At 41.0% G+C, this 20,744-nt stretch carries 19 protein-coding genes; 9 read left to right on the top strand and 10 right to left on the bottom strand.

Annotated features, from left to right (window positions below; all coding sequences use genetic code 11):
- Positions 1–16: 16 nt before the first annotated feature.
- Both FTU70_RS06930 and ndhC read right to left on the bottom strand, forming a co-directional pair.
- Positions 17–694 carry an NADH-quinone oxidoreductase subunit B family protein gene (locus FTU70_RS06930; RefSeq protein ID WP_004975447.1) on the bottom strand — a complete coding sequence of 226 codons (678 nt, stop codon included), beginning with the start codon at positions 692–694 and terminating at the stop codon, positions 17–19.
- Positions 695–700: 6 nt separating this feature from the next.
- Entirely contained in the window at positions 701–1,246 is a 546-nt protein-coding gene (gene ndhC, locus FTU70_RS06925; protein WP_004975445.1) for an NADH-quinone oxidoreductase subunit A, read from the bottom strand.
- Between the two features lie 440 nt (positions 1,247–1,686).
- Between ndhC and FTU70_RS06920 the strand changes: the two genes are divergently transcribed.
- On the top strand, positions 1,687–2,043 hold the full coding sequence (locus tag FTU70_RS06920; protein WP_096901797.1) for a hypothetical protein: 357 nt from the start codon (positions 1,687–1,689) through the stop codon (positions 2,041–2,043).
- A gap of 124 nt (positions 2,044–2,167) precedes the next feature.
- On the opposite strand, the gene FTU70_RS06915 is transcribed toward FTU70_RS06920, so the two are convergent.
- Together FTU70_RS06915 and prpF are read right to left on the bottom strand one after the other, a co-directional pair.
- Entirely contained in the window at positions 2,168–3,103 is a 936-nt protein-coding gene (locus FTU70_RS06915) for a polyprenyl synthetase family protein (protein ID WP_178866902.1), read from the bottom strand.
- A 423-nt stretch (positions 3,104–3,526) separates the two neighbouring features.
- Positions 3,527–4,717, bottom strand: a complete 1,191-nt coding sequence (gene prpF / locus FTU70_RS06910) for a 2-methylaconitate cis-trans isomerase PrpF (protein WP_180006239.1) — start codon at positions 4,715–4,717, stop codon at positions 3,527–3,529.
- A 321-nt stretch (positions 4,718–5,038) separates the two neighbouring features.
- Between prpF and FTU70_RS06905 the strand changes: the two genes are divergently transcribed.
- From FTU70_RS06905 to FTU70_RS06880, 6 genes are all read left to right on the top strand, one after another.
- Positions 5,039–6,394, top strand: coding sequence for an amino acid permease (locus FTU70_RS06905; RefSeq protein ID WP_178867000.1), 1,356 nt, complete (start codon positions 5,039–5,041; stop codon positions 6,392–6,394).
- A gap of 298 nt (positions 6,395–6,692) precedes the next feature.
- On the top strand, positions 6,693–7,826 hold the full coding sequence (locus tag FTU70_RS06900) for an ABC transporter ATP-binding protein (RefSeq protein ID WP_168418687.1): 1,134 nt from the start codon (positions 6,693–6,695) through the stop codon (positions 7,824–7,826).
- 21 nt (positions 7,827–7,847) lie between these two features.
- Complete coding sequence (locus tag FTU70_RS06895) at positions 7,848–8,864, top strand: extracellular solute-binding protein (protein ID WP_180060375.1); 1,017 nt, start codon at positions 7,848–7,850, stop codon at positions 8,862–8,864.
- Positions 8,865–8,950: 86 nt separating this feature from the next.
- Positions 8,951–10,573: an iron ABC transporter permease gene (locus FTU70_RS06890; protein WP_180060390.1), complete on the top strand. Its 1,623-nt coding sequence runs from the start codon at positions 8,951–8,953 to the stop codon at positions 10,571–10,573.
- 356 nt (positions 10,574–10,929) lie between these two features.
- Positions 10,930–12,276, top strand: coding sequence for an OmpP1/FadL family transporter (locus FTU70_RS06885; protein ID WP_096901786.1), 1,347 nt, complete (start codon positions 10,930–10,932; stop codon positions 12,274–12,276).
- A 307-nt stretch (positions 12,277–12,583) separates the two neighbouring features.
- Entirely contained in the window at positions 12,584–13,804 is a 1,221-nt protein-coding gene (locus FTU70_RS06880) for an OmpP1/FadL family transporter (protein WP_180060374.1), read from the top strand.
- Between the two features lie 72 nt (positions 13,805–13,876).
- Here the strand turns inward: FTU70_RS06880 and thrH are convergent, their stop codons facing one another.
- Positions 13,877–14,494, bottom strand: coding sequence for a bifunctional phosphoserine phosphatase/homoserine phosphotransferase ThrH (gene thrH / locus FTU70_RS06875; protein ID WP_136143847.1), 618 nt, complete (start codon positions 14,492–14,494; stop codon positions 13,877–13,879).
- Positions 14,495–14,687: 193 nt separating this feature from the next.
- On the opposite strand from thrH, the gene FTU70_RS06870 reads away from it, so the two are divergent.
- Positions 14,688–15,419 carry a phosphoadenylyl-sulfate reductase gene (locus FTU70_RS06870; RefSeq protein WP_070155088.1) on the top strand — a complete coding sequence of 244 codons (732 nt, stop codon included), beginning with the start codon at positions 14,688–14,690 and terminating at the stop codon, positions 15,417–15,419.
- A gap of 178 nt (positions 15,420–15,597) precedes the next feature.
- Positions 15,598–16,977 (top strand): wax ester/triacylglycerol synthase family O-acyltransferase, encoded by a 1,380-nt coding sequence (locus tag FTU70_RS06865; protein ID WP_179994820.1) that lies wholly within the window; start codon positions 15,598–15,600, stop codon positions 16,975–16,977.
- 60 nt (positions 16,978–17,037) lie between these two features.
- Here FTU70_RS06865 and FTU70_RS06860 read toward each other — a convergent pair whose 3' ends face one another.
- The 5 genes from FTU70_RS06860 to mreC form a co-directional block, all read right to left on the bottom strand.
- On the bottom strand, positions 17,038–17,208 hold the full coding sequence (locus FTU70_RS06860; protein WP_004975418.1) for a PA1571 family protein: 171 nt from the start codon (positions 17,206–17,208) through the stop codon (positions 17,038–17,040).
- A gap of 129 nt (positions 17,209–17,337) precedes the next feature.
- Complete coding sequence (rng, locus tag FTU70_RS06855) at positions 17,338–18,792, bottom strand: ribonuclease G (protein ID WP_104852376.1); 1,455 nt, start codon at positions 18,790–18,792, stop codon at positions 17,338–17,340.
- Between the two features lie 39 nt (positions 18,793–18,831).
- On the bottom strand, positions 18,832–19,398 hold the full coding sequence (locus FTU70_RS06850; RefSeq protein WP_004975413.1) for a Maf-like protein: 567 nt from the start codon (positions 19,396–19,398) through the stop codon (positions 18,832–18,834).
- The gene (gene mreD / locus FTU70_RS06845; protein WP_154320436.1) at positions 19,386–19,892 is read right to left on the bottom strand and encodes a rod shape-determining protein MreD; all 507 of its coding nucleotides are present in this window, start codon (positions 19,890–19,892) and stop codon (positions 19,386–19,388) included. Before mreD ends, FTU70_RS06850 begins: the two co-directional genes overlap by 13 nt.
- Complete coding sequence (gene mreC / locus FTU70_RS06840; protein ID WP_167846190.1) at positions 19,879–20,736, bottom strand: rod shape-determining protein MreC; 858 nt, start codon at positions 20,734–20,736, stop codon at positions 19,879–19,881. Before mreC ends, mreD begins: the two co-directional genes overlap by 14 nt.
- Between the last annotated feature and the right edge of the window lie 8 nt (positions 20,737–20,744).

Genomic DNA, 20,744 nt, shown 5'->3' with positions numbered 1-20,744 from the left:
TATTTGTACGTTTAAATTATTTAATTTCATCCATAGAGCGTAAGTTTTTCACCGCAATACGCTGCGCATTCTTACGGTCACGTTCTGGCATCATCTTCGGCTTATATACTGGCTTAAGATCATCACCAATCACCGCAGACAACGGACGACGCTCTAATTGAATTTGGTCTTGTAATAACATCAATGCTTGGATTAATGCTTCAGGACGTGGTGGGCAACCCGGAATGTACACATCCACAGGAATGATTTTATCCACACCTTGCACAACTGAATAAATGTCGTACATACCACCTGAGTTTGCACATGCGCCCATTGAGATTACCCACTTAGGCTCAAGCATTTGCTCGTACAAACGTTGAATTACAGGTGCCATTTTCACAAAACACGTACCTGCAACAATCATCAAGTCTGCCTGACGCGGTGAAGCACGAATAACTTCTGCACCAAAACGTGACAAGTCATGCACACCTGTTAAGGTAGTTGCATACTCTACGTAGCAGCACGATGTACCAAAGTTAAACGGCCAAACTGAGTTCTTACGTCCCCAGTTTACTGCTGTATGTGCCAAGTCCTCTAAACGAGTCATGAACACATTTTTATTCACTTCTTCTTCAAGCGGATCGGTTACGATCTGACGCTCTTGAAGTGGATATTGATCAGCATCGGGATTCGCACGGGTTAAGGTATATTTCATCCCGAGTTACTCCTTGTCAGATGAGGTAGTCGCAGATTTTTTTACACGACCAGAGGATTGAGCTGGAATTTGACCGGTAGGGTCCGTTACCAATTCTTCAATTGAGTTAAAGCGTGTGATTTCTGCAAGATCCATATTTGGCGAACCAATTTTAGGTTTAATCCCTGCTGCTTTACGCTTATCAGATGGAGCCCAGTTCAGCGCACCAGTTGATAATTCATAAATTAAGCCAACGAGTAAAACTAAAATAAATACAGCAGCCGTTGCAAAGCCCACCCAACCTACTTCACGAACAGAAGCTGCCCATGCGTATAGATAAAGTGCTTCTAAGTCGAAAACAACGAAGAAAATTGCAACCAAATAGAACTTTGCAGATAAGCGGATACGTGCTCCACCAGCACCTACAACACCCGACTCAAACTGCTCTTGCTTCGCACGCCCCCATGATTTACCCCCAAGGAGTAAAGGAACGGTCAGCATAAAGACGCATAAAAATGTAACGCCGATCACGAAGGCAATAATTGCCCATTCGTATGGAGTAATGGCACTCATGCGGGGATAACTCCTGGCAGGCCTATTTATTAACAAAGAATGTATGTATTGGCCTTCAAATACACCAAACACAAAATTAATCACGCCAATTGTACCTGATTTATGATTTCACTTGCTAGTTCATAAGTCTTAGTCTTTCGGATGATTTTTTATTCAAATACTTGATATTTTAGAATTCCACTACTCCGTAGGGCTCTTAATCGCTTTAACAAATAGATAAGTCAGTTGTGATTATTTTTTCCAAAACACCAATTGAGCGGTTCGTTGCAAAGTTTTTAAATTTATAGAGAGATCATCGCAACTTCAGGTTTCAGCTTAGTTTAAGCCGCACAAAATTTTGTGTAGTTTTTGCAACTTAGACCCTGAGTTTCTTTAATTTTTCACCCAGAGTGTGCTATTCCTAGTAAGCATTAAAAATTTGAATAATAAGGAGTAAACACATGAGCTTAGACTATACCCACAAACCAAATTACTTTATGTTTGCGCAATTATTTATTCGTCATTTGCAAAATTATTTTGAAAAACATCCTGACGCACAAAATGCAATTTTTGACCTGCGTGATATTTACGAGTTATTTCGCCAAGACAAAGCATCTGCCACCATTAATTTAGACGGCATTATGAATATTGCAGATGAATACCGCCTTGAAACCTTACAAGGCGATCAAAAATTAATTAGCCGTTATGCGATTGATCCACAAAATAATTCTTTGTTGGTAGATTTTAACCGCGAGGCTTTAGACAGCTTAAAACAAGGCAAAGCAATTTTACCACCTGATGCAACGCTACAAGAATAAAGCCGTATAGAATCTGCATTAAAGTGTGTTGCTTAAAACAGCCAACACTTTCATAAAGCACAAAAAAGCGAGCATCTGCTCGCTTTTGAGTATTGAGAGCCACAAGCCCTCCATCTAGAATAATTTAGCTTTTACGTGACAATAAAAACTCGGAAATTTGCTGTAACTCTAAGACGGTATCAGTTTTAAAATATGCCAACGCAGCAAAGGCTTGATCGTGCAATTCTTGTGCATAAGCTTGTGCTTTTTCCAAGCCCATGAGTGCAGGATAGGTCGACTTTTCAACTTGTTCATCTTTCCCCGCAGTTTTACCTAACACTTCAGTATCCGAAATAATATCTAAAATATCGTCTTGTACCTGAAAGGCTAAACCAATTGCCTGCGCATATTCACGCAATTGCGGAATCGCTTTATCTCGTCCATCAAACACGGTCACAGCTGCCATCATCACCGCTGCAGAAATTAACGCCCCTGTTTTATTACGGTGGATATTTTCCAAAGTCGCCTGATCTACCTGTTTACCTTCAGACTGCAAGTCTAAAACCTGACCACAGACCATTTTTGAAGAAGCGGTGGCTAAAATTTGCATCTGTTTGAGCACAATGCCTTGATCTACTGCAACAGCCTGATCAAACAAACGACTGCCTAAAATTTCAAATGCCATCGACTGTAAAATGTCGCCTGCCAACAATGCTGTATCTTCACCATACGCTGCATGGCACGTCGGTTGCCCACGACGCAACAAGTCATTGTCCATACACGGCAAGTCATCATGTGCCAATGAATAGCAATGAATCAGCTCAATCGCAACTGCAGCACGGCGTACCGCAGCAGAGTTTTGATTCGGTCTTAATGCTGCGGTGGCATAACACAAGGCAGGGCGAACACGTTTTCCACCCAACATGACGGCATGATGCACGGCAGACTTTAACGGTTCTGGCAATGCAAAAGCCTCTAAAGCGGTAAGCAAGTCTTGCTGAATACGTTGTTGGGCTGCGGTTAATGCATGCGCCTGTAAATCGTGAAGTGATGACACATTCGCCTCGAGTGGTTGGTTCATGTCTAATAAGCAGTAAGCTGCCTGTGTTGCAGCATTGTACCTGTAATTCAAAGTTTTTTAAGCCTTAACTGAACTGATATAACATTTCAGCCATAAGAAAGCCCCTATCGAGATAGAGGCTATATGTAGTTAATTAGGGTCTGTTGACACTTCATCTATGTTTGCGACAACGCATATTTTTTAGCTGATATAAGGCATGGGACAGGAAATTTAGTCATTCTAAATGACTGGCACATAACGCAATAGCAGCAAAAAATATGCTTGTCCTGAAAGGCTGTGGCTAAAACTTTCTCAGATTGCGTTATGAAACTTGGCAATAGACCCACTATTCCCTGCGTTTCATGCCTGATCTGCTCAGTTTTAGCCTACAGCGCAAGCCATTTATGAAATGTCAACAAACCCCAAATCTGTTCGAAGCAAAACTTATTCTAATGTTTCCGCAGGTACACGCACCCAACCTTCCATTAATACACGTGCACTACGGCTCATCACAGCTTTTTTGACTTGCCATTGTCCATTTTCCTGCACGGCTTGCGCACCCACACGAAGCGTACCTGATGGATGTCCAAAGCGCACTGCTTCACGCTCTCCCCCGCCCGCAGCCAAGTTGACCAATGTTCCCGGAATGGCTGCAGCTGTACCAATCGCGACTGCTGCTGTACCCATCATGGCATGGTGTAATTTACCCATCGACAATGCACGTACCAATAAATCGGTATCTTCAGCCTGAATTTGTTTACCACTTGAAGATACATAACTTTTTGGCGCAGAAACAAAGGCAATTTTTGGCGTATGTTGGCGTTTTTCAGCTTCAGCAATTTCCTGAATCAAACCCATTTGTTTAGCACCATAAGCGCGAATGGTTTCAAAACGTGCCAAAGCTTGTGCATCACCATTGATTGCATCTTGCAGTTCTGTGCCTGTATAACCAATTTCTTCTGCATTTAGGAAAATTGTTGGAATACCCGCATTAATAAAGGTCGCTTGGAATGTTCCAATATCTGGCACATGCAAAGTGTCCACCACATTTCCAGTTGGGAACATCGCCCCACCTTCTTCGCCATCATCGGCAGGGTCTAAGAATTCAATTTGTACTTCTGCGGCAGGAAAAGTCACGCCATCCAACTCAAAATCACCCGTTTCCTGCACCTGACCATGCGTCATTGGAACATGCGCAATAATGGTTTTTTCAATATTTTTCTGCCAAATACGTACGGTACAAATGCCGTTTTGTGGAATTTTACTGGCATCAACCAAGCCATTGCTGATCGCAAATGCACCGACTGCAGCCGTTAAGTTACCGCAGTTGCCACTCCAATCTACAAATGGCTGATCAATCGAAACTTGCCCAAACAAATAATCGACATCGTGATCGGGTTGAGTGCTTTTGGCTAAAATTACGGTTTTACTGGTACTCGAGCTTGCACCACCCATTCCATCAATTTGTTTGGCATAAGGGTCTGGACTGCCAATCACACGTAATAAAATTTGATCTCTAATTTTGCCTGGCTGCTGTGCCGCTGCAGGTAAATCATCAAGTTTAAAAAATACGCCTTTACTGGTACCGCCGCGCATATAAGTCGCTGGAATTTTAACTTGTGGTGCAAAACGCATGAATTTTATTCCCTTGTTTTTGATTGTTATGGTCAATATAAAAAGACCCTTTTGCATCATAACGGTTTTTATTCAAAAGGTATCGCGGTCTTGACTTAAGTATAAAAAAACAACATTTGGTAAATTTTACCCTAACCAGTCATCTTGATTTATAAGGCAAAAATAAAATTAATATATTGATTCACTTATCTTTTATACAAATAAAAACCATAAAATATTTTAATATTTATCATAAATTTATTTCATTATTGTCTAGCTACTAGGCTAATGAAATTTGATCTATTACAATCTTGTCACTTTTTCCTTGTCGGGCTGAATACTTTGAACAACGAGTCTTCACAACTTCAGCGTGGCTTAAAGAACCGCCATATTCAATTGATTGCCATGGGTGGAGCAATTGGTACAGGCTTATTCTTAGGTTCCGCGCAGGTCATCCAATCTGCTGGCCCTTCTATTATTTTGGGTTACGCCATTGGTGGTCTTATTGCATTTTTAATTATGCGCCAATTGGGGGAAATGATTGTTCATGAGCCCGTTGCAGGATCATTCAGTCACTTTGCCTATAAATATGCAGGTAAATTCCCTGGCTTTTTAGCAGGTTGGAACTACTGGATTTTGTATATTTTGGTGGCAATGGCAGAACTCACCGCAGTTGCCAAATATATTAACTACTGGTGGCCGCATATTCCTGCTTGGACTTCGGCACTGTTCTTTTTCATTGTGATTACCATTATTAACTTGGGCAATGTAAAGTTCTATGGTGAGTCAGAATTCTGGCTAGCAATCATTAAAGTCGCTGCTGTGGTTTCGATGATTGTGTTTGGTTTATATCTCTTACTTTCTGCAGATGCCAATTCAACCGCATCATTCAGCAACCTTTGGGCGCATGGGGGGTTCTTCCCGAATGGCTTTGAAGGTCTGTTCTTCATGCTTGCATTCCTCATGTTTGCCTTTGGCGGCATTGAGTTGATTGGTATGGCTGCCGCAGAAGCGCAAGATCCTGAAAAAACCATTCCTAAAGCCATTAACCAAGTGGTGTTCCGTATTCTAATTTTCTATATCGGTTCACTCACCATTCTATTGTCTTTAGTGCCTTGGAATCAGTTAGATTTAGGTGGTTTAGATAAAAGTCCATTCGTAATGATTTTTAGTCAAATGGGCATTGAATGGGCAGCGCACTTACTGAATTTCGTGATTTTGACTGCGGCACTTTCTGTGTATAACAGTGGGATGTATGCCAACAGCCGTATGCTGTTTGGTTTGGCCAAACAAGGTAACGCACCAAAAATTTTCCTAAAAGTGAATAAACAAGGTGTGCCAATTCCAGCAGTATTATTCTCTGCAGTATTGATTTTTGGCTGTGTATTGTTGAACTACTTTGTACCTGAAGAAGCTTTAAGCCACCTCATGTATATTGTCGTTGGTGCATTGGTTTTAAACTGGGCAATGATCAGTTTGACTCACCTCAAATTTACCAGCACACTGAAAAAATTAGCGATTCCAACCAAATTCCCTGCACTCTGGTCACCATTCAGCAACTATTTGGTTTTAGCGTTTATTGCAGTGGTACTTTATATTATGTGGACACAAGGCTTTAAAGAATCAGTCATTATGATTCCTCTATGGGTGGTCTTGATGTACATTTTATTTAGAGTGCTTAATGCGAAAAAACCTTAATTTGCATAGTACGCATAGTACAGATTTCTAAAAATTAAAAAGTTATTGCTTCGGCAGTAACTTTTTGCTTTTAAGCCCCCCTTTTAATAGCCCATAAATAAAGTGCTGCACTTAAAATAATTTAAATTCCAACCCATTCTTTTCAGTTGATATTTCAACTTTTTTGTAGCAAAAGCTACATCATTTACATTCTAATCATTTACATTCTAATCATTTACATTCTAAATGATAAAAAGACTCTACTTGAGAAGAATTCTTAGTTATTATTTGAGCACAAAATTTGTCGTGTGAAATATCCATGAATGCGTTTGCTGCACAACCTGCCAATGTCTTGACCATCCAACAGCTGAGTAAAAAGTTTGGTTCGCGTTTTGCTGTGCAAAATGCAACATGGTCTGCCATGAGTGGGCAGATTGTCTGTTTGCTGGGACACTCAGGATGCGGCAAAACTACCATGCTGCGCTTAATTGCAGGTTTGGAAAATCCAAGCAGTGGTTCTATTCAACTCGAACAGCATATTTTATGGGATGCACAACAACAGATACCTGCAGAATCACGCAACATTGGTTTAGTTTTTCAAGATTACGCCCTTTTTCCACATTTAAGTGTGCTGGAAAATGTCATGTTTGGCTTAAAAAAATTCCCTAAATCGCAACGTACTGAAATTGCCAAACAAGCCTTAGAACACGTGTCGATGCTGCATCATCAAGACAGCTACCCCTACACGCTTTCAGGCGGTGAACAACAACGAGTAGCTTTGGCACGTGCATTAGCCCCTAAACCGCAAGTTTTACTTATGGATGAACCTTTTTCCAATTTGGATCATCGCCTGCGTGATCAAATCCGTCAAAGTACCATTCAAATTTTAAAACAAACGGCAACTACTACGGTCATTGTCACGCATGATCCTGAAGAAGCGCTGCAAATTGCTGATCAAATTATCTTAATGCATCAAGGGCAAATCATTCAAATTGGCTCGCCTAAGCAACTCTACCTACAACCTAAAACGTTATTTGCAGCGCGCTATTTTTCTGCGTTGAATGAAATTCCTGCACAAGTCAATAATCAAACAATCTCCACCATTTTTGGTCAAGTTGATCGTGGTCAGCAGGATTTAGCACAAGACTTATCTACGCAAAAACAAGTGCAATGCTGCTTCCGCCCTCATCAAGTTCGTGTCAGCAAAACCCCTAGTGAAGGTGCATTACCAGCAAGCGTGCTGTCTTCAAGCTTTATGGGACACGCGCAGCAACTACGTCTAAAACTACAAGATCATGCGCTCACACTTTTGGCACAAGTTAATCATCTTCAAGATTTCCAGCATACCGAACAAGTCTATGTTTCTGTAGATTTAAACAGCTGTTTTTTCTTGGCATCTGATGAGCAATCATCAACCACACCAGATTCTGCTTTAGCTGCTATTCACATTTAAATTTTCGATTAGGAATACCGTATGAAACCAATGTCTAAATTATCGCTGGTTGTTACAGGTCTACTTGCGTTTGGTGCAAGTGTGGCGCAAGCAACTGAAGTTAACCTATACACCACACGTGAACCTGTTTTAATTCAAACGTTATTGACTGAATTCACGCAAAAAACAGGTGTAAAAGTAAATACTGTTTTTATTAAAGATGGTTTATTGGAACGTGTAAAAGCAGAAGGTCGTCGCTCACCTGCCGATGTCATGCTAACCGTAGATTTTGGTAATTTAGTGGACTTGGTAGAAGGTGGCTTAACCCAGCGAGTTAGCTCTAAAACATTAAATAGTGCGATTCCTGCTAACTTACGTGCAGCCAATGGACATTGGTATGCCTTGTCGATGCGTGCACGTGCAGTCTATGCCTCTAAAGACCGTACATCTTTAAAAGCCATCACTTATGAAGATTTGGCTAATCCAACATGGAAAAATAAAATCTGTATCCGCTCTGGCAACCATCCTTATAACACCGCTTTAATTGCTGCCTATATTGCTCATCATGGTGAAAAACAAGCTGAGACTTGGTTGCGTGGCGTTAAAGCCAATTTAGCTCGTCCTGCCAGTGGTGGTGACCGTGACGTTGCCCGTGATATTTTAGGTAAAATTTGTGATATTGGCGTGGCCAATACTTATTACGTTGGCACCATGCGTACAGGTGATGCTGAACAACAGCGTTGGGGCAATGCCATTAATGTCGTGCTGCCACGTTTTAAAAATGGTGGTACGCATGTGAATGTATCGGGTGCAGTGATCTCTAAGCATGCACCAAACCGCAAAGAAGCGGTACAACTGCTTGAGTTTTTAGCTTCAGATCATGCCCAAGCCATCTACGCCCAAAATGGGTTTGAATATCCAGTAAAACCAGGGGTAAAAATTGACCCGATTATCGCTAGTTTTGGCAAACTGAATATTGATTCAATTCGTTTAAGCGATATTGCGCGCCACCGTAAAGCCGCCAACCTATTGGTCGATAAAGTCCAGTTTAATCGCTAAAAATTTTGTCTATCATCTTACAGTGCAGCACTTAGCACTGTAAGATGCGCTCTCGTTCCCGCCCCTTATTTAGTACCTCTATTGCAATGCTTAAAAATAAATTTAATTTTTTATTTTCGCTCAGTGGGTTATTGACACTACTCGCCTGTTTACCTGTGGTCGCTTTAATTTGGACAGCATTACAAGGTGATAGTGAAATTTGGGGGCATCTGCTGCGTTATGTAATTCCACACACGTTGGCAGAAACAGGGATTTTATTGTTGGGTGTGGGAATTCTCACCATCCTGATTGGTACAGGCAGCGCATGGATTGTAACAGCGTATCAATTCCGAGGTCGTGCATTTTTAGATTGGGCCTTACTGCTGCCTTTAGCTGTACCAACTTATATTATTGCGTATAGTTATATCGACATTTTGCATCCTATTGGTCCTGTGCAAAGCATTCTGCGTGATTGGTTTAATTTAGAATTACAACAGTTTTGGTTTCCCAATATTCGTAGCGTTTGGGGCGGCATCTTCTTGCTTAGCTTTGTGCTGTATCCGTATGTGTATTTAAGCACCCGTGCAATGTTTCTGATGCAATCAGCCAGTTTAATTGAGGTTGCACGTACATTAGGATTAAAACCCGATCAAGTGTTTTTACGTGTTGCAATTCCACTGGCACGTCCTGCGATTGCTGTGGGTACTAGTCTAGTTTTAATGGAAACCATTAATGATATTGGTGCAACAGAATTTTTAGGCATTAAAACCTTAACTTTGTCGATTTATTCAACCTGGACCAATCAGTCCGATTTAGCCAGTGCCGCACAAATTGCCATTTTCATGTTGATGATTATTACTTTATTGGTGTTAGTAGAGCGTTTAGGTCGGCGTAAACAGCGCTATATGAACTCGGCTCAACGCAGCCGCTTAATGCCTGCACAATCGGTCAAAGGGCTTAAAGCACTTGTGTTACTAGGCTTGGGCTTAATTCCTGTTTGTATTGGTTTTTTAATTCCCACCAGTCACTTACTTGTAGAATCTTATAAACGCATTCAATATGCAGGCTTTTCAGATTTCCTATTACAAGCCTCAATCAACACACTAATCCTTGCCAGTCTTGCAACTGTGGTAACTATTTTGATTGGTTTCTTTATTGTCAGTGCGGCACGTTTTAGTAAACACACTTGGTTTAGCCGTATTGCCAGTTTAGGTTATGCCATTCCAGGAACTGTTTTAGCCATTGGTCTCATGCTGGCTTTGGGCAAAATTGATCATGCCATTGCCGATTTTTTAGAATTTAAATTAGGGATACATACAGGTTTATTATTCCTCGGCACCAGTTTTACCCTTATTTATGCTTATGCTGTGCGTTTTTTAGCTATTTCGGTGGGCGGCATTGAGTCAGGCTATAACCGTATTCATGGTGTTTTTGATGATGCTGCACGCAATTTAGGGCAAAACAACTTTGCACTGTTGTGGCGTGTACACCTGCCATTATTACGCCCTGCTATTATTTCTGCAGCTTTATTAATTTTTGTAGATTGCATGAAAGAGCTGCCTGCCACTTTGTTGCTCCGTCCCTTAAATATGGAAACACTCGCTACCCAGCTATATGCAGAAGCCTCTAGGGGCACTTATGAAGATGGTGCCGTAGCAGCTTTACTAATTGTATTGGTTGGGCTGATTCCTGTCATTCTTTTGGCAAAGCTTGGAAAAACCACACGTTAATGCACCCCATTTTGTTGCAAGATATGCCTTGCAACAAAATGAGTTTTGATAAAAAAGTATTTTTTTTAACCAATTAAAAACATTTAAACAAGAGATTGATTTTTAAATTTTATTATTTAATTTCAATGACTAACAAGCTAAAAACCCATACCAATTAGAACAAATACTCTATTCAGCGTGTTTTTTATACTGATTAGTTTTTTCTAGAGCATTTACTCTTATTTTAATTGTGATATTTTTGTCACATGGAGTAACAAATGGTCTCGGTTTGCACAAGCCGAAATCATCCTAGATGAAAGCATAAAGCATCAACAAAAACTGTCATAAAAGACTTTATAGCCCAAGGGAAATGTATAATGAAATTAAAAGCACTAAGCACAGCAATGATTTTAGCAACTGTACCAATGACCGGGGCATTTGCCGCTGCTCTAGATCGTTCAGGTCAGTCAATCTCTGCATTCTTACAACCGGGTAACTATTTTGAAGCAGGTATTTCTGTATTAGATCCAGATGTATCTGGACAGGAAGCTGGCACAAGCACAACAAATCGTCAAATTGGTGATATGGCGGGCGATTACTATTTCCCAAGTGCCGCACTAAAATTCCAACTTACTGATAACTTCTCTTTTGGTCTGCTTTACGACCAACCCTTTGGTGCTGATGCCGAATATTCAGGTAATAATGTTTTTGTTGCTGCACCAACAGATCGAGTACTAAGTACACTACCAATTACAACAACAGCTATTGGCGGCGCTACTACAGGCAGTACTTCAGTTGAAGTTGATACACAAAACATTTCTATGATTTTTGGCTTCCAACCAACTGAGAATTTTAATATTTATGGTGGTGGTGTATATCAAACCATTAAAGGTAATGTAAAACTACGCGGCTCAGCTTACAGCGTTTTTAATGGATACGATGCAGACATTAAAGAAGACTCTGCTGCAGGTTGGTTAGCTGGTGCAGCATTTCAAATTCCTGAAATTGCATTAAAAGCTTCAGTCACTTACCGCTCTGAAATTGATCATGAATTCGTTGCCAATGAAAACTTAAGTCTAGCTACTCCTTTAGCAGCTGCATTACCAGGTCTTGCTGGTCAACTACCAAGTTTAGGTTTAACACCACAACAAATCGCAGGAATTGGCCAAGCAGTAACAAAGTTTTCAGCAGCTAACACAGCTGAAGGTAAAACTAAAATTACAACACCACAATCGGTGAACTTAGACTTCCAAACAGGCATCATGGCGAATACTGTAGCATTTGCAAATGTACGCTGGGTGAACTGGAAAGATTTCTCAATCACACCGTATAAGTTTGGTAAAGCTGCAGAAGCTGTTGGTCCTTTAGTTAAGCGTCCAAATGGTTTTTCTCTTGTAGAATATTCAGATGACCAATGGTCTGCAAACGTAGGTGTAGGTCGTAAATTAAATGATCAATGGGCTGGTAACGTTTCTGTAGGTTGGGACTCTGGTGCAGGTAATCCTGTTTCAACTCTAGGTCCAACAGAAGGATATTGGAATCTTGGTTTAGGTGTTCAATATAGTCCAACACCAGCAACCTTCATTGCTGGTGGCGTAAAATATTTTTGGTTAGGGGATGCGAAAGCACAAACTGGTGCTCAAGCAGGCGGTTCAGAGTATGTAGCAAATTTTGAAGATAATGATGCTTTGGCTTATGGCTTAAAAATCGGTTACCGCTTCTAATTCAATATTTTCTAAAACAGCCACCCTTCGGGGTGGTTTTTTACACTTAAAGCTCTTCGTTTTTATACAAGTGCCAACCTAATGTTTAAATTTAAAACAATTAAACACATATTTTCCCAAATATTACCCTAAAAAATTATTTAATAAAATTCATTTACTTAAGACCTTAAAATAGTACTTTTACTCTAATCAACTGCTATTTATAACTTATTCAGTTCATTTATTCTGCGAAATTGAGCATTTACTCTTTTTTCAAATGTGTTACTTTTCCTGCACTTTTTGTTACATAAAGCATCAGGGAACGACCATGAAGCTCAATAGAATTTATTCGGCTATTTTACTTAGCACTCTCCCACTTACACCTGCGATTGCTGCTGGTTTAGACCGTTCCGGTCAATCTATTGCTGCATTTTTACAACCGGGTAATTATGCAGAAGCAGGTATTTCAATTTTAGATCCAAATGTATCTGGTCAAGACAAAAATAAACACCAAGCAGATGACATGGCAGGTGATTATTACTTCCCACACGCTGCATTAAAAGTTCAAGCAACTAACAAAGTGTCGATTGGTTTAATTTACGATCAACCTTTTGGCGCCGATGCTGAATATTTTGGGAAAAATAATTTTGTTGAAAGTAGACCTGTACCATTTCAAGGCAGTACTTCTGTTGTGGTTGATACCCAAAATTTAAACTTGTTAGTGGGTTATCAACCTAATGAAAATTGGAATCTATATGCTGGTGCTGTATATCAGACAGTAGATGGTACTGTTATTTTACGTGGTACTGCATATTCAGCCTTTAATGGTTATGATTTTAAAACCGGTGAAGATGAGTCTGTGGGTTGGTTAGCGGGTGTTGCGTATCAAATCCCTCAAATCGCACTTAAAGCTTCTGTTACTTACCGCTCTGAAATTGAGCATGAAATGACTGCTTATGAAAACTTTGGTGCAATAGGATTTACCCAAACACCTACACTAGATGAAACCATGACGCAAATTAGTTCTACTACAGGTAAAACACAACTAACAACACCACAATCTGTCAATCTAGATTTCCAAACGGGAATTATGGCGAACACCGTTGCATTTGCAAACCTTCGCTGGGTGGACTGGTCAAATTTTAAAGTACAACCATACAAATTTGGCAAGCTTACTCAAATATTAGGCCAAGCTGGTTATGTACCCACCAAACCTAATGGATTTAACCTTATTGACTATAAAGATGACCAAATTTCTGCAACTGTTGGTGTAGGGCGTAAGTTCAATGATCGTTGGGGTGGTAATGTATCTTTAGGCTGGGATTCTGGTGCCGGCAACCCTGTTACGACCTTAGGTCCAACTGAAGGCTACTGGAGTGTGGGTACAGGTGTTCGCTACTCACCTACCGAAAATTATTTCATTGGTGCAGGATTTAAATACTTCTGGTTAGGTGATGCTGATGCCGTCACAGGTGCACACACGGAAGCAGGCAAGTTTGAAAATAATTACGCTGTTGCATATGGATTAAATATTGGCTACCGCTTCTAAATCAATGCACTGTTAATATTGCATAAAAACAAAGGGCATCAAATGATGCCCTTTATTGTATTCAGCTTCAGATTAAGCAGGAATATCTCGTACCGAAGCACCACGAATTGCTTCTTTTAATGCTGCATAACCATGAATTGCAGGGAATTGTGGGAATTCTGCGATCACATTATCAGGTGCATCAAATAAGAAACCTTTGTCCGCTTCACCTAGCATCGTTGTATCGTTATACGAATCACCTGCAGCAATTACACGGAAATTTAAACCGTGTAATGCTTTAACCGCCTGGCGCTTTTGGTCGGGTTGACGCAATTTGTATGCTGTAATCATGCCATTTTCATCTGTTTCTAATTTGTGACAGAAAATTGTTGGCCAGCCCAATTGCTGCATCAACGGATGTGCAAACTCATAGAACGTGTCTGAAAGAATAATCAATTGGAAGTGTGTGCTCACCCACTCTACAAACTCTTTCGCGCCCGGGAATGGCCCCATGTCTGCAATCACGGCCTGAATATCATTTAAGCCCAAGCCATGCTGCTTTAAAATATTTAAACGCTGAGTCATCAACACATCGTAGTCTGGAATATCACGTGTAGTTGCTTCTAGTTCTTTAATTCCAGTTTTTTTAGCAAAGTTGATCCAAATTTCTGGAACTAACACACCTTCAAGATCAAGACATACGATTTCCATAGGTTCTCCCAAAATACCAATAAAAATTTTCACTATCATAGCCGAAGATTCGGTTTTTGCCTTGTTCTTTTTTAAATCTATTTAGTTCATAAGCATTTATTTTTTAGTGATAATAGAGTTTTGACAATTCTATTAAAATAAGCGCTTAATTCAGTAAGATTAGCTTCTCCAAGCCGAATGCTAGGAACATATAATGACCACCATTCCAACTATAGATATCGTTGATGCACTCGCAACCGAATATGCAGACAAATCGCCTAGCGAGATTTTAAAACTTGCTTTGAACCAGCAGGGTGAAGTTGCAATTTCTTTTTCTGGCGCAGAAGATGTGGTACTGATTGATATGGCGTCTAATTTAGGTTTGCCATTTCGTGTATTTAGTTTAGATACAGGACGTTTGCATCCTGAAACCTATCAATTTTTAGAAACTGTACGCAAATATTATAATATTGAGATCGAAATTTGCTTTCCTGAAACCGAAGCAGTCCAACAATTGGTACAAGAAAAAGGCTTGTTTAGCTTTTTTGAAGATGGACATCAGGAATGTTGCGGAATTCGTAAAGTTCAACCTTTACGAAAAAAACTGGCAACACTAGATGGCTGGATTACAGGGCAACGTAAAGATCAAAGCCCAGGTACACGTCAAGATATTCCAGTGGTACAAGCCGATGCAGGTTTTGCTGGTCCAAATAAACAACTAATTAAATACAATCCACTGGCAAACTGGTCAAGCAGTGACGTGTGGAACTACATTCGCATGATGGAAATTCCATACAATCGTTTGCATGAAAAAGGTTTTATTTCGATTGGCTGTGAACCTTGCACCCGCCCTGTGCTCCCAAACCAACATGAACGCGAAGGTCGTTGGTGGTGGGAAGAAGCTACGCACAAAGAATGTGGTCTACATGCTGGAAATTTAAAATAACACATCTATTACTACAATAAAAATCACAGTTTTACTGTGATTTTTATTGACTTGCGATGGCGCAAAAATCACTATATTTGTTTGATAAAAAAGATATACTGAATTAAATCTTATATAACTCTAAAAACCTTGTTCAGATAAGAACAAGCGTAGAAATTGCAGTGAGGCAATCCACAATATGCGTCCATTACACCCTATTGATTTTATTTTCCTATCACTCGAAAAACGTCAACAGCCCATGCATGTGGGTGGATTATTCTTATTCCAAATTCCAGAACATGCGCCAGACACTTTTATTCAAGACTTGGTTGCCGATATTCGCAATTCAAAGTCGATGCCTATTGCACCATTTAACAATAAGCTCAATGGTCTATTTTGGGATGAAGATGAAGAGTTCGATCTCGATCATCACTTCCGTCATATTGCCTTGCCAAAACCAGGTCGCATTCGTGAATTATTAACGTATATTTCACAAGAACACAGTTCACTGATTGATCGCGCCAAACCACTCTGGACTTGCCATATTATTGAAGGTATTGAAGATAATCGTTTTGCGATGTTCTTTAAAATTCATCATGCCATGGTAGATGGTATTGCTGGCATGCGTTTGGTGGAAAAATCCCTTTCGCACGACGAAAATGCAAAAAGAATTGTACCACCTTGGTGTGTAGAAGGCCCACGTGCTAAACGCCTGAAAGAACCGAAAGTCAGCCGTTTAAAGAAAATTTTTGGTGGAGTTAAAGGTCAGTTTGAAGCAACCCCTCGCGCAGTTTATGAAGTATCACAAACTGTTGCCAAAGATATGGGACGTAACCCCGATTATGTTTCTAGCTTCCAAGCACCAAGCACCATCTTAAACCAACGTGTGAGCGCCTCACGTCGTTTTGCCGCTCAATCTTTTGAGTTTGCACGTTTGCACCGTATTGCTAAAGCTTTGGGTGTAACTATTAATGATGTGGTGCTGGCAATTTGCTCAGGCGCATTGCGTGAGTACTTACTCAGCCAATATGCATTACCTAAAAAACCTCTTATTGCAATGGTGCCTGCCTCTATTCGTGATGACGATTCTGAAGTATCCAATCGAATCACCATGATTTTAGCCAACTTAGGTACGCACAAAGAAGATCCGCTTGAGCGTTTAAAAATTGTGCGCCGCAGTGTACAAAATGCCAAGCAGCGTTTTAAGCGCATGAATGCCAATCAAATTATGAACTATAGTGCTTTTGTTTACGGCGCTGCTGGTTTAAATATTTTGTCAGGCATTATGCCAAAACGTCAGGCCTTTAACTTGGTTATTTCCAATGTACCTGGCCCACGTGAACCTTTGTATTGGAATGGTGCAAAGCTAGATGCACTATACCCTGCTTCAATCGTGTTAGATGGACAAGCTTTAAACATTACCATGACCAGCTATTTAGACAAATTAGAAGTTGGTTTAACTGCTTGTCGTCATGCCTTACCGAAAATGCAAAACTTATTGCAACACTTGGAAGATGAAATTCAGCGTTTTGAACAGATTATTGATGCGCCTGAAGGGGTCAATAAAATCGTGGATTGATACGTCAATCCATCAGAAAAATAATTCAATAGAATCAATTAAGGGGGCAATTGCTGCCCCTTATTTTTGAATAGTACGACACTGTTTTAATAATTGCTGACAAACCGCGCTAACCATTGCGGTGGTAATTTGAGTTTCTTTACCTTGCTCATCCACAATATAACCGTTATGTGTCACTTTACGATCTAATACTTTTAAACTCTTTTGAATCACAACTTTACTCATACCCATGACATACCTCATTTGCTAAACCGAGGGAGATGTTCGGCTTTGGCTACTCTGTATGCTTAGTATTGAGAATTCACTCAAAAAAGTAAAATTTCAGATGTAACAACTGTTTAGCGATATCCTGTTACAATTTCAGCTCAAAATGATATCGTATTGCTCTTGCGTATATAAATTTTCCACCTGAAATTTAATCACACGGCTGACAAAGTGCTCTAAATCCGCCACTGCTGGCGCTTCGGCAGTTAACAATCGGTCAATCACCGATGGGTGCGCAACGACAGTAAAGCCACGTTGTGATTCAAATGCGCGTGCGTATCTTAAAATTTCTCGAAAAATTTCGTAACATACTGACTCTGCTGTTTTGACATATCCCCGTCCCTGACAAGTTGGACAGGCTTCACAAAGTAAATGTTCTAATGATTCACGGGTGCGTTTACGGGTCATCTCGACCAAGCCCAGTTCAGACACTTGGGTAATTTTGGTCTTGGCATGATCTCGTTCAAGCATACGCTCAAACTGACTCAAGACTTCATCACGATGCTGTACTTCTTGCATATCAATGAAGTCGATAATGATGATGCCACCCAAATTACGCAAACGTAACTGGCGGGCAATGACCTGTGTCGCTTCCATATTGGTTTTAAAAACAGTGTCTTCTAAAGTCCGACCACCGACATAAGAACCCGTATTCACATCAATGGTGGTCATGGCTTCGGTCTGATCAATCATCAGATAACCGCCTGACTTTAATGCCACACGGGTTTGCAACGCTTTTTGAATATCTTCTTCGACATTGTATAAATCGAACAGTGGGCGCTCGCCTGGGTAATGAATCAGGCGATTGTGCATATTGGGCACAAACTCATCCACAAATTCTTTTAATTTGGCGTGAATTTCACGAGAATCGACATAAATTTTGGCGGTGTTATCATTCGCCAAATCACGAATTACGCGTTGCGGTAACGGCAACTCTTCAAAAATCAAAGAAGGCACAGCAATGCTTTTTTGTTTACGCTGAATGTATTCCCACAATTTTGCCAAGTAACACATATCTTGCACTAAGGCCGCTTCATCGACGCCTTCGGCTGCTGTGCGTACAATCACTGAGCCTGGTAATTTATGCTCAGCCTGAATGGTTTCAATGATCCCGCGTAGACGCTCACGTTCTTCACTCGATTCAATGCGTTGTGATACGCCAATATGACTGCCATACGGCATTAGAACCAAATAACGCGAAGGAATGGAAAGATCAGTGCTCAGTCGTGCGCCTTTAGTACCGAGCATATCTTTCATCACTTGCACGGTTAGAATTTGCCCAGGCTGCAATAATTCAAAGACATTCGGTGTAGGTTGGCTGCGCGGCCAAATCATGTCATTGATATGCAAAAAAGCAGTACGCGATAAACCAATATCGACAAAAGCGGCTTGCATGCCTGGCAGCACGCGCACCACTTTGCCTTTATAAATATTGCCCACCAAACCACGCTTGGCTGTACGCTCAACGAATAGTTCATTGACCGTGCCGTTTTGAATTAACGCCACCCGACACTCCATCGGTGTGACGTTAATCAACAACTCGTCAGACATAATAAAACTCAAAACATTATAAAAATTTTTGTGCAGCAGTTAATTTAGTGCCTTAACTGTCTGTAATAACTGTACGGTTTCATAGAGTGGCAGGCCGACAACATTGCTATAACTGCCCTCAATACGCGGAATATAACGTGCTGCGATGCCCTGAATCGCATAAGCACCCGCTTTTCCAATCGGCTCACCTGTTGCCCAGTAGCTTTCCATATCATCTAGGCTAAGCGATTGAAATTCAACCTGTGTACGTACCACTATACTGGATTTTTTCTGTTTTGTACGCACACAAACCCCTGAAAAAACATCATGTTTTCGACCAGAAAGTTGTGACCAAATGGCAAAGGCATGTGCTTTGGATTCTGGCTTGCCCAAAATCTGCCCATCTACGCCTAGACTGGTATCGGCAGCAATCACAATAGCATCAGGAAATAGCCGTAAAACCGCATCGGCTTTGGCACATGCCAACCGCTCAACATACGCGGCAACATCTTCGCCCGCTAAAATAGATTCATCGATGTCTGGACTGTAAATTTCAAATTCCAGCCCAAGCTGTTGCAGGAGTTCCCGACGGCGCGGTGAACTTGAGGCAAGAATTAAATGCGCCATTTTCGCAAGAAATAATACAGCACAGGCCAGAGCAAAATACTACTCAGCAAAGGTTGCCAATGACGGGCAAATGGGAACTGAATCCCACCCATGACTTGCATCACCCAAATCAGGGCGAGGTGAGCCAAAATTGCGATTACACTAATGACCCATAAATTCGCAAACGTCATAATACGGCGCTCACGAGTCAGGAAACGCGCCACAAAAGTAATCACCACAAAACTCAAGGCATTCATGCCCAAAGGTGCATCGAGGAGCAAGTCTGCAAACAAGCCTGTACCAAAGGCAAACCAAATACCACACCAAGTTGGTTGCCCAAGCACCCAAAACAAGGTCACCATCAACATAAACAATGGTCGCCAACCCGAGCCTGTATAAGACAGCGGATACACCATGAGTACAGATGCAGCAATTACAGAAAAAATAATCGGAAATAGTGGATCTTTATTCTTGTTTTGTCCGAGTCGGGTTTGTCCAATTTTAGCGATTGGCATTTGGCTGCTCCTTCGCTAAAGATTCTGAGAACAGCACCACCACATGATGACCACCCGCCAATTGTGCTGCAGGCATCACATCAATTTGTGCAAACTCACCAGAATTATGTCGGCTGATTTTGGCAATGCTTCCAACCAAATATCCTGCAGGGAAATGCTCGCCCAAGCCTGAGCTATAGACTTTCTCTCCAACCTGAATATTGGCACTGGTCGGTACATATTCCATTTTCAAACGCCCTAAATCGCCCGTACCCGACACAATGGCTCGCATGCCTGTATGTTCCAAACGCACTGAAAGTGAGTGTTCTTTGTCAGAAAGCAACATGACACGGCTACTGTGTGGATACACAGCAATGATCTGCCCCATAATGCCTTTATCATCCAAAACGGTTTGCCCGACTTTGAGCTGATTTTGTGAACCACGGTTAATCACAATAATGTGGCGCAAAGGATCGGCATCGGTACCAATTACTTCAGCAATTTCCATGCGTCCATCAATGATTAGAGGCGTATCGAGTAGACCACGCAGGCGGGTATTTTCTGCAGAGAGTTCAGACAATTTTTGCAAACGGACTTGAGCCTGTAATAGCTCTGCCTGCATCGCGGTATTTTCACGACGCAATTGAGCCTCAGACTTACTTTGTTGACTTAGCCATTCTCGCGACAATACAGGATAGCTTGCAAGGGCATAAATTGGATTATATGCCGCATACAAAACATCACGTGCAGGTTGAATTACATGCGGGACACGCCAGTTAAAGAACAGGATGACCAAGCAAGTAATGACCGCAATTATAAAAGAGCGAAAAGATGGCGGTTGTCTGGAAAACAGATTTGTTTGCACCGCCGAAT

This window comes from Acinetobacter sp. YH12135 (genome assembly GCF_013418565.1).
Taxonomy (GTDB): domain Bacteria; phylum Pseudomonadota; class Gammaproteobacteria; order Pseudomonadales; family Moraxellaceae; genus Acinetobacter; species Acinetobacter towneri.
This window is presented reverse-complemented; position numbering and strand designations above follow the sequence as displayed.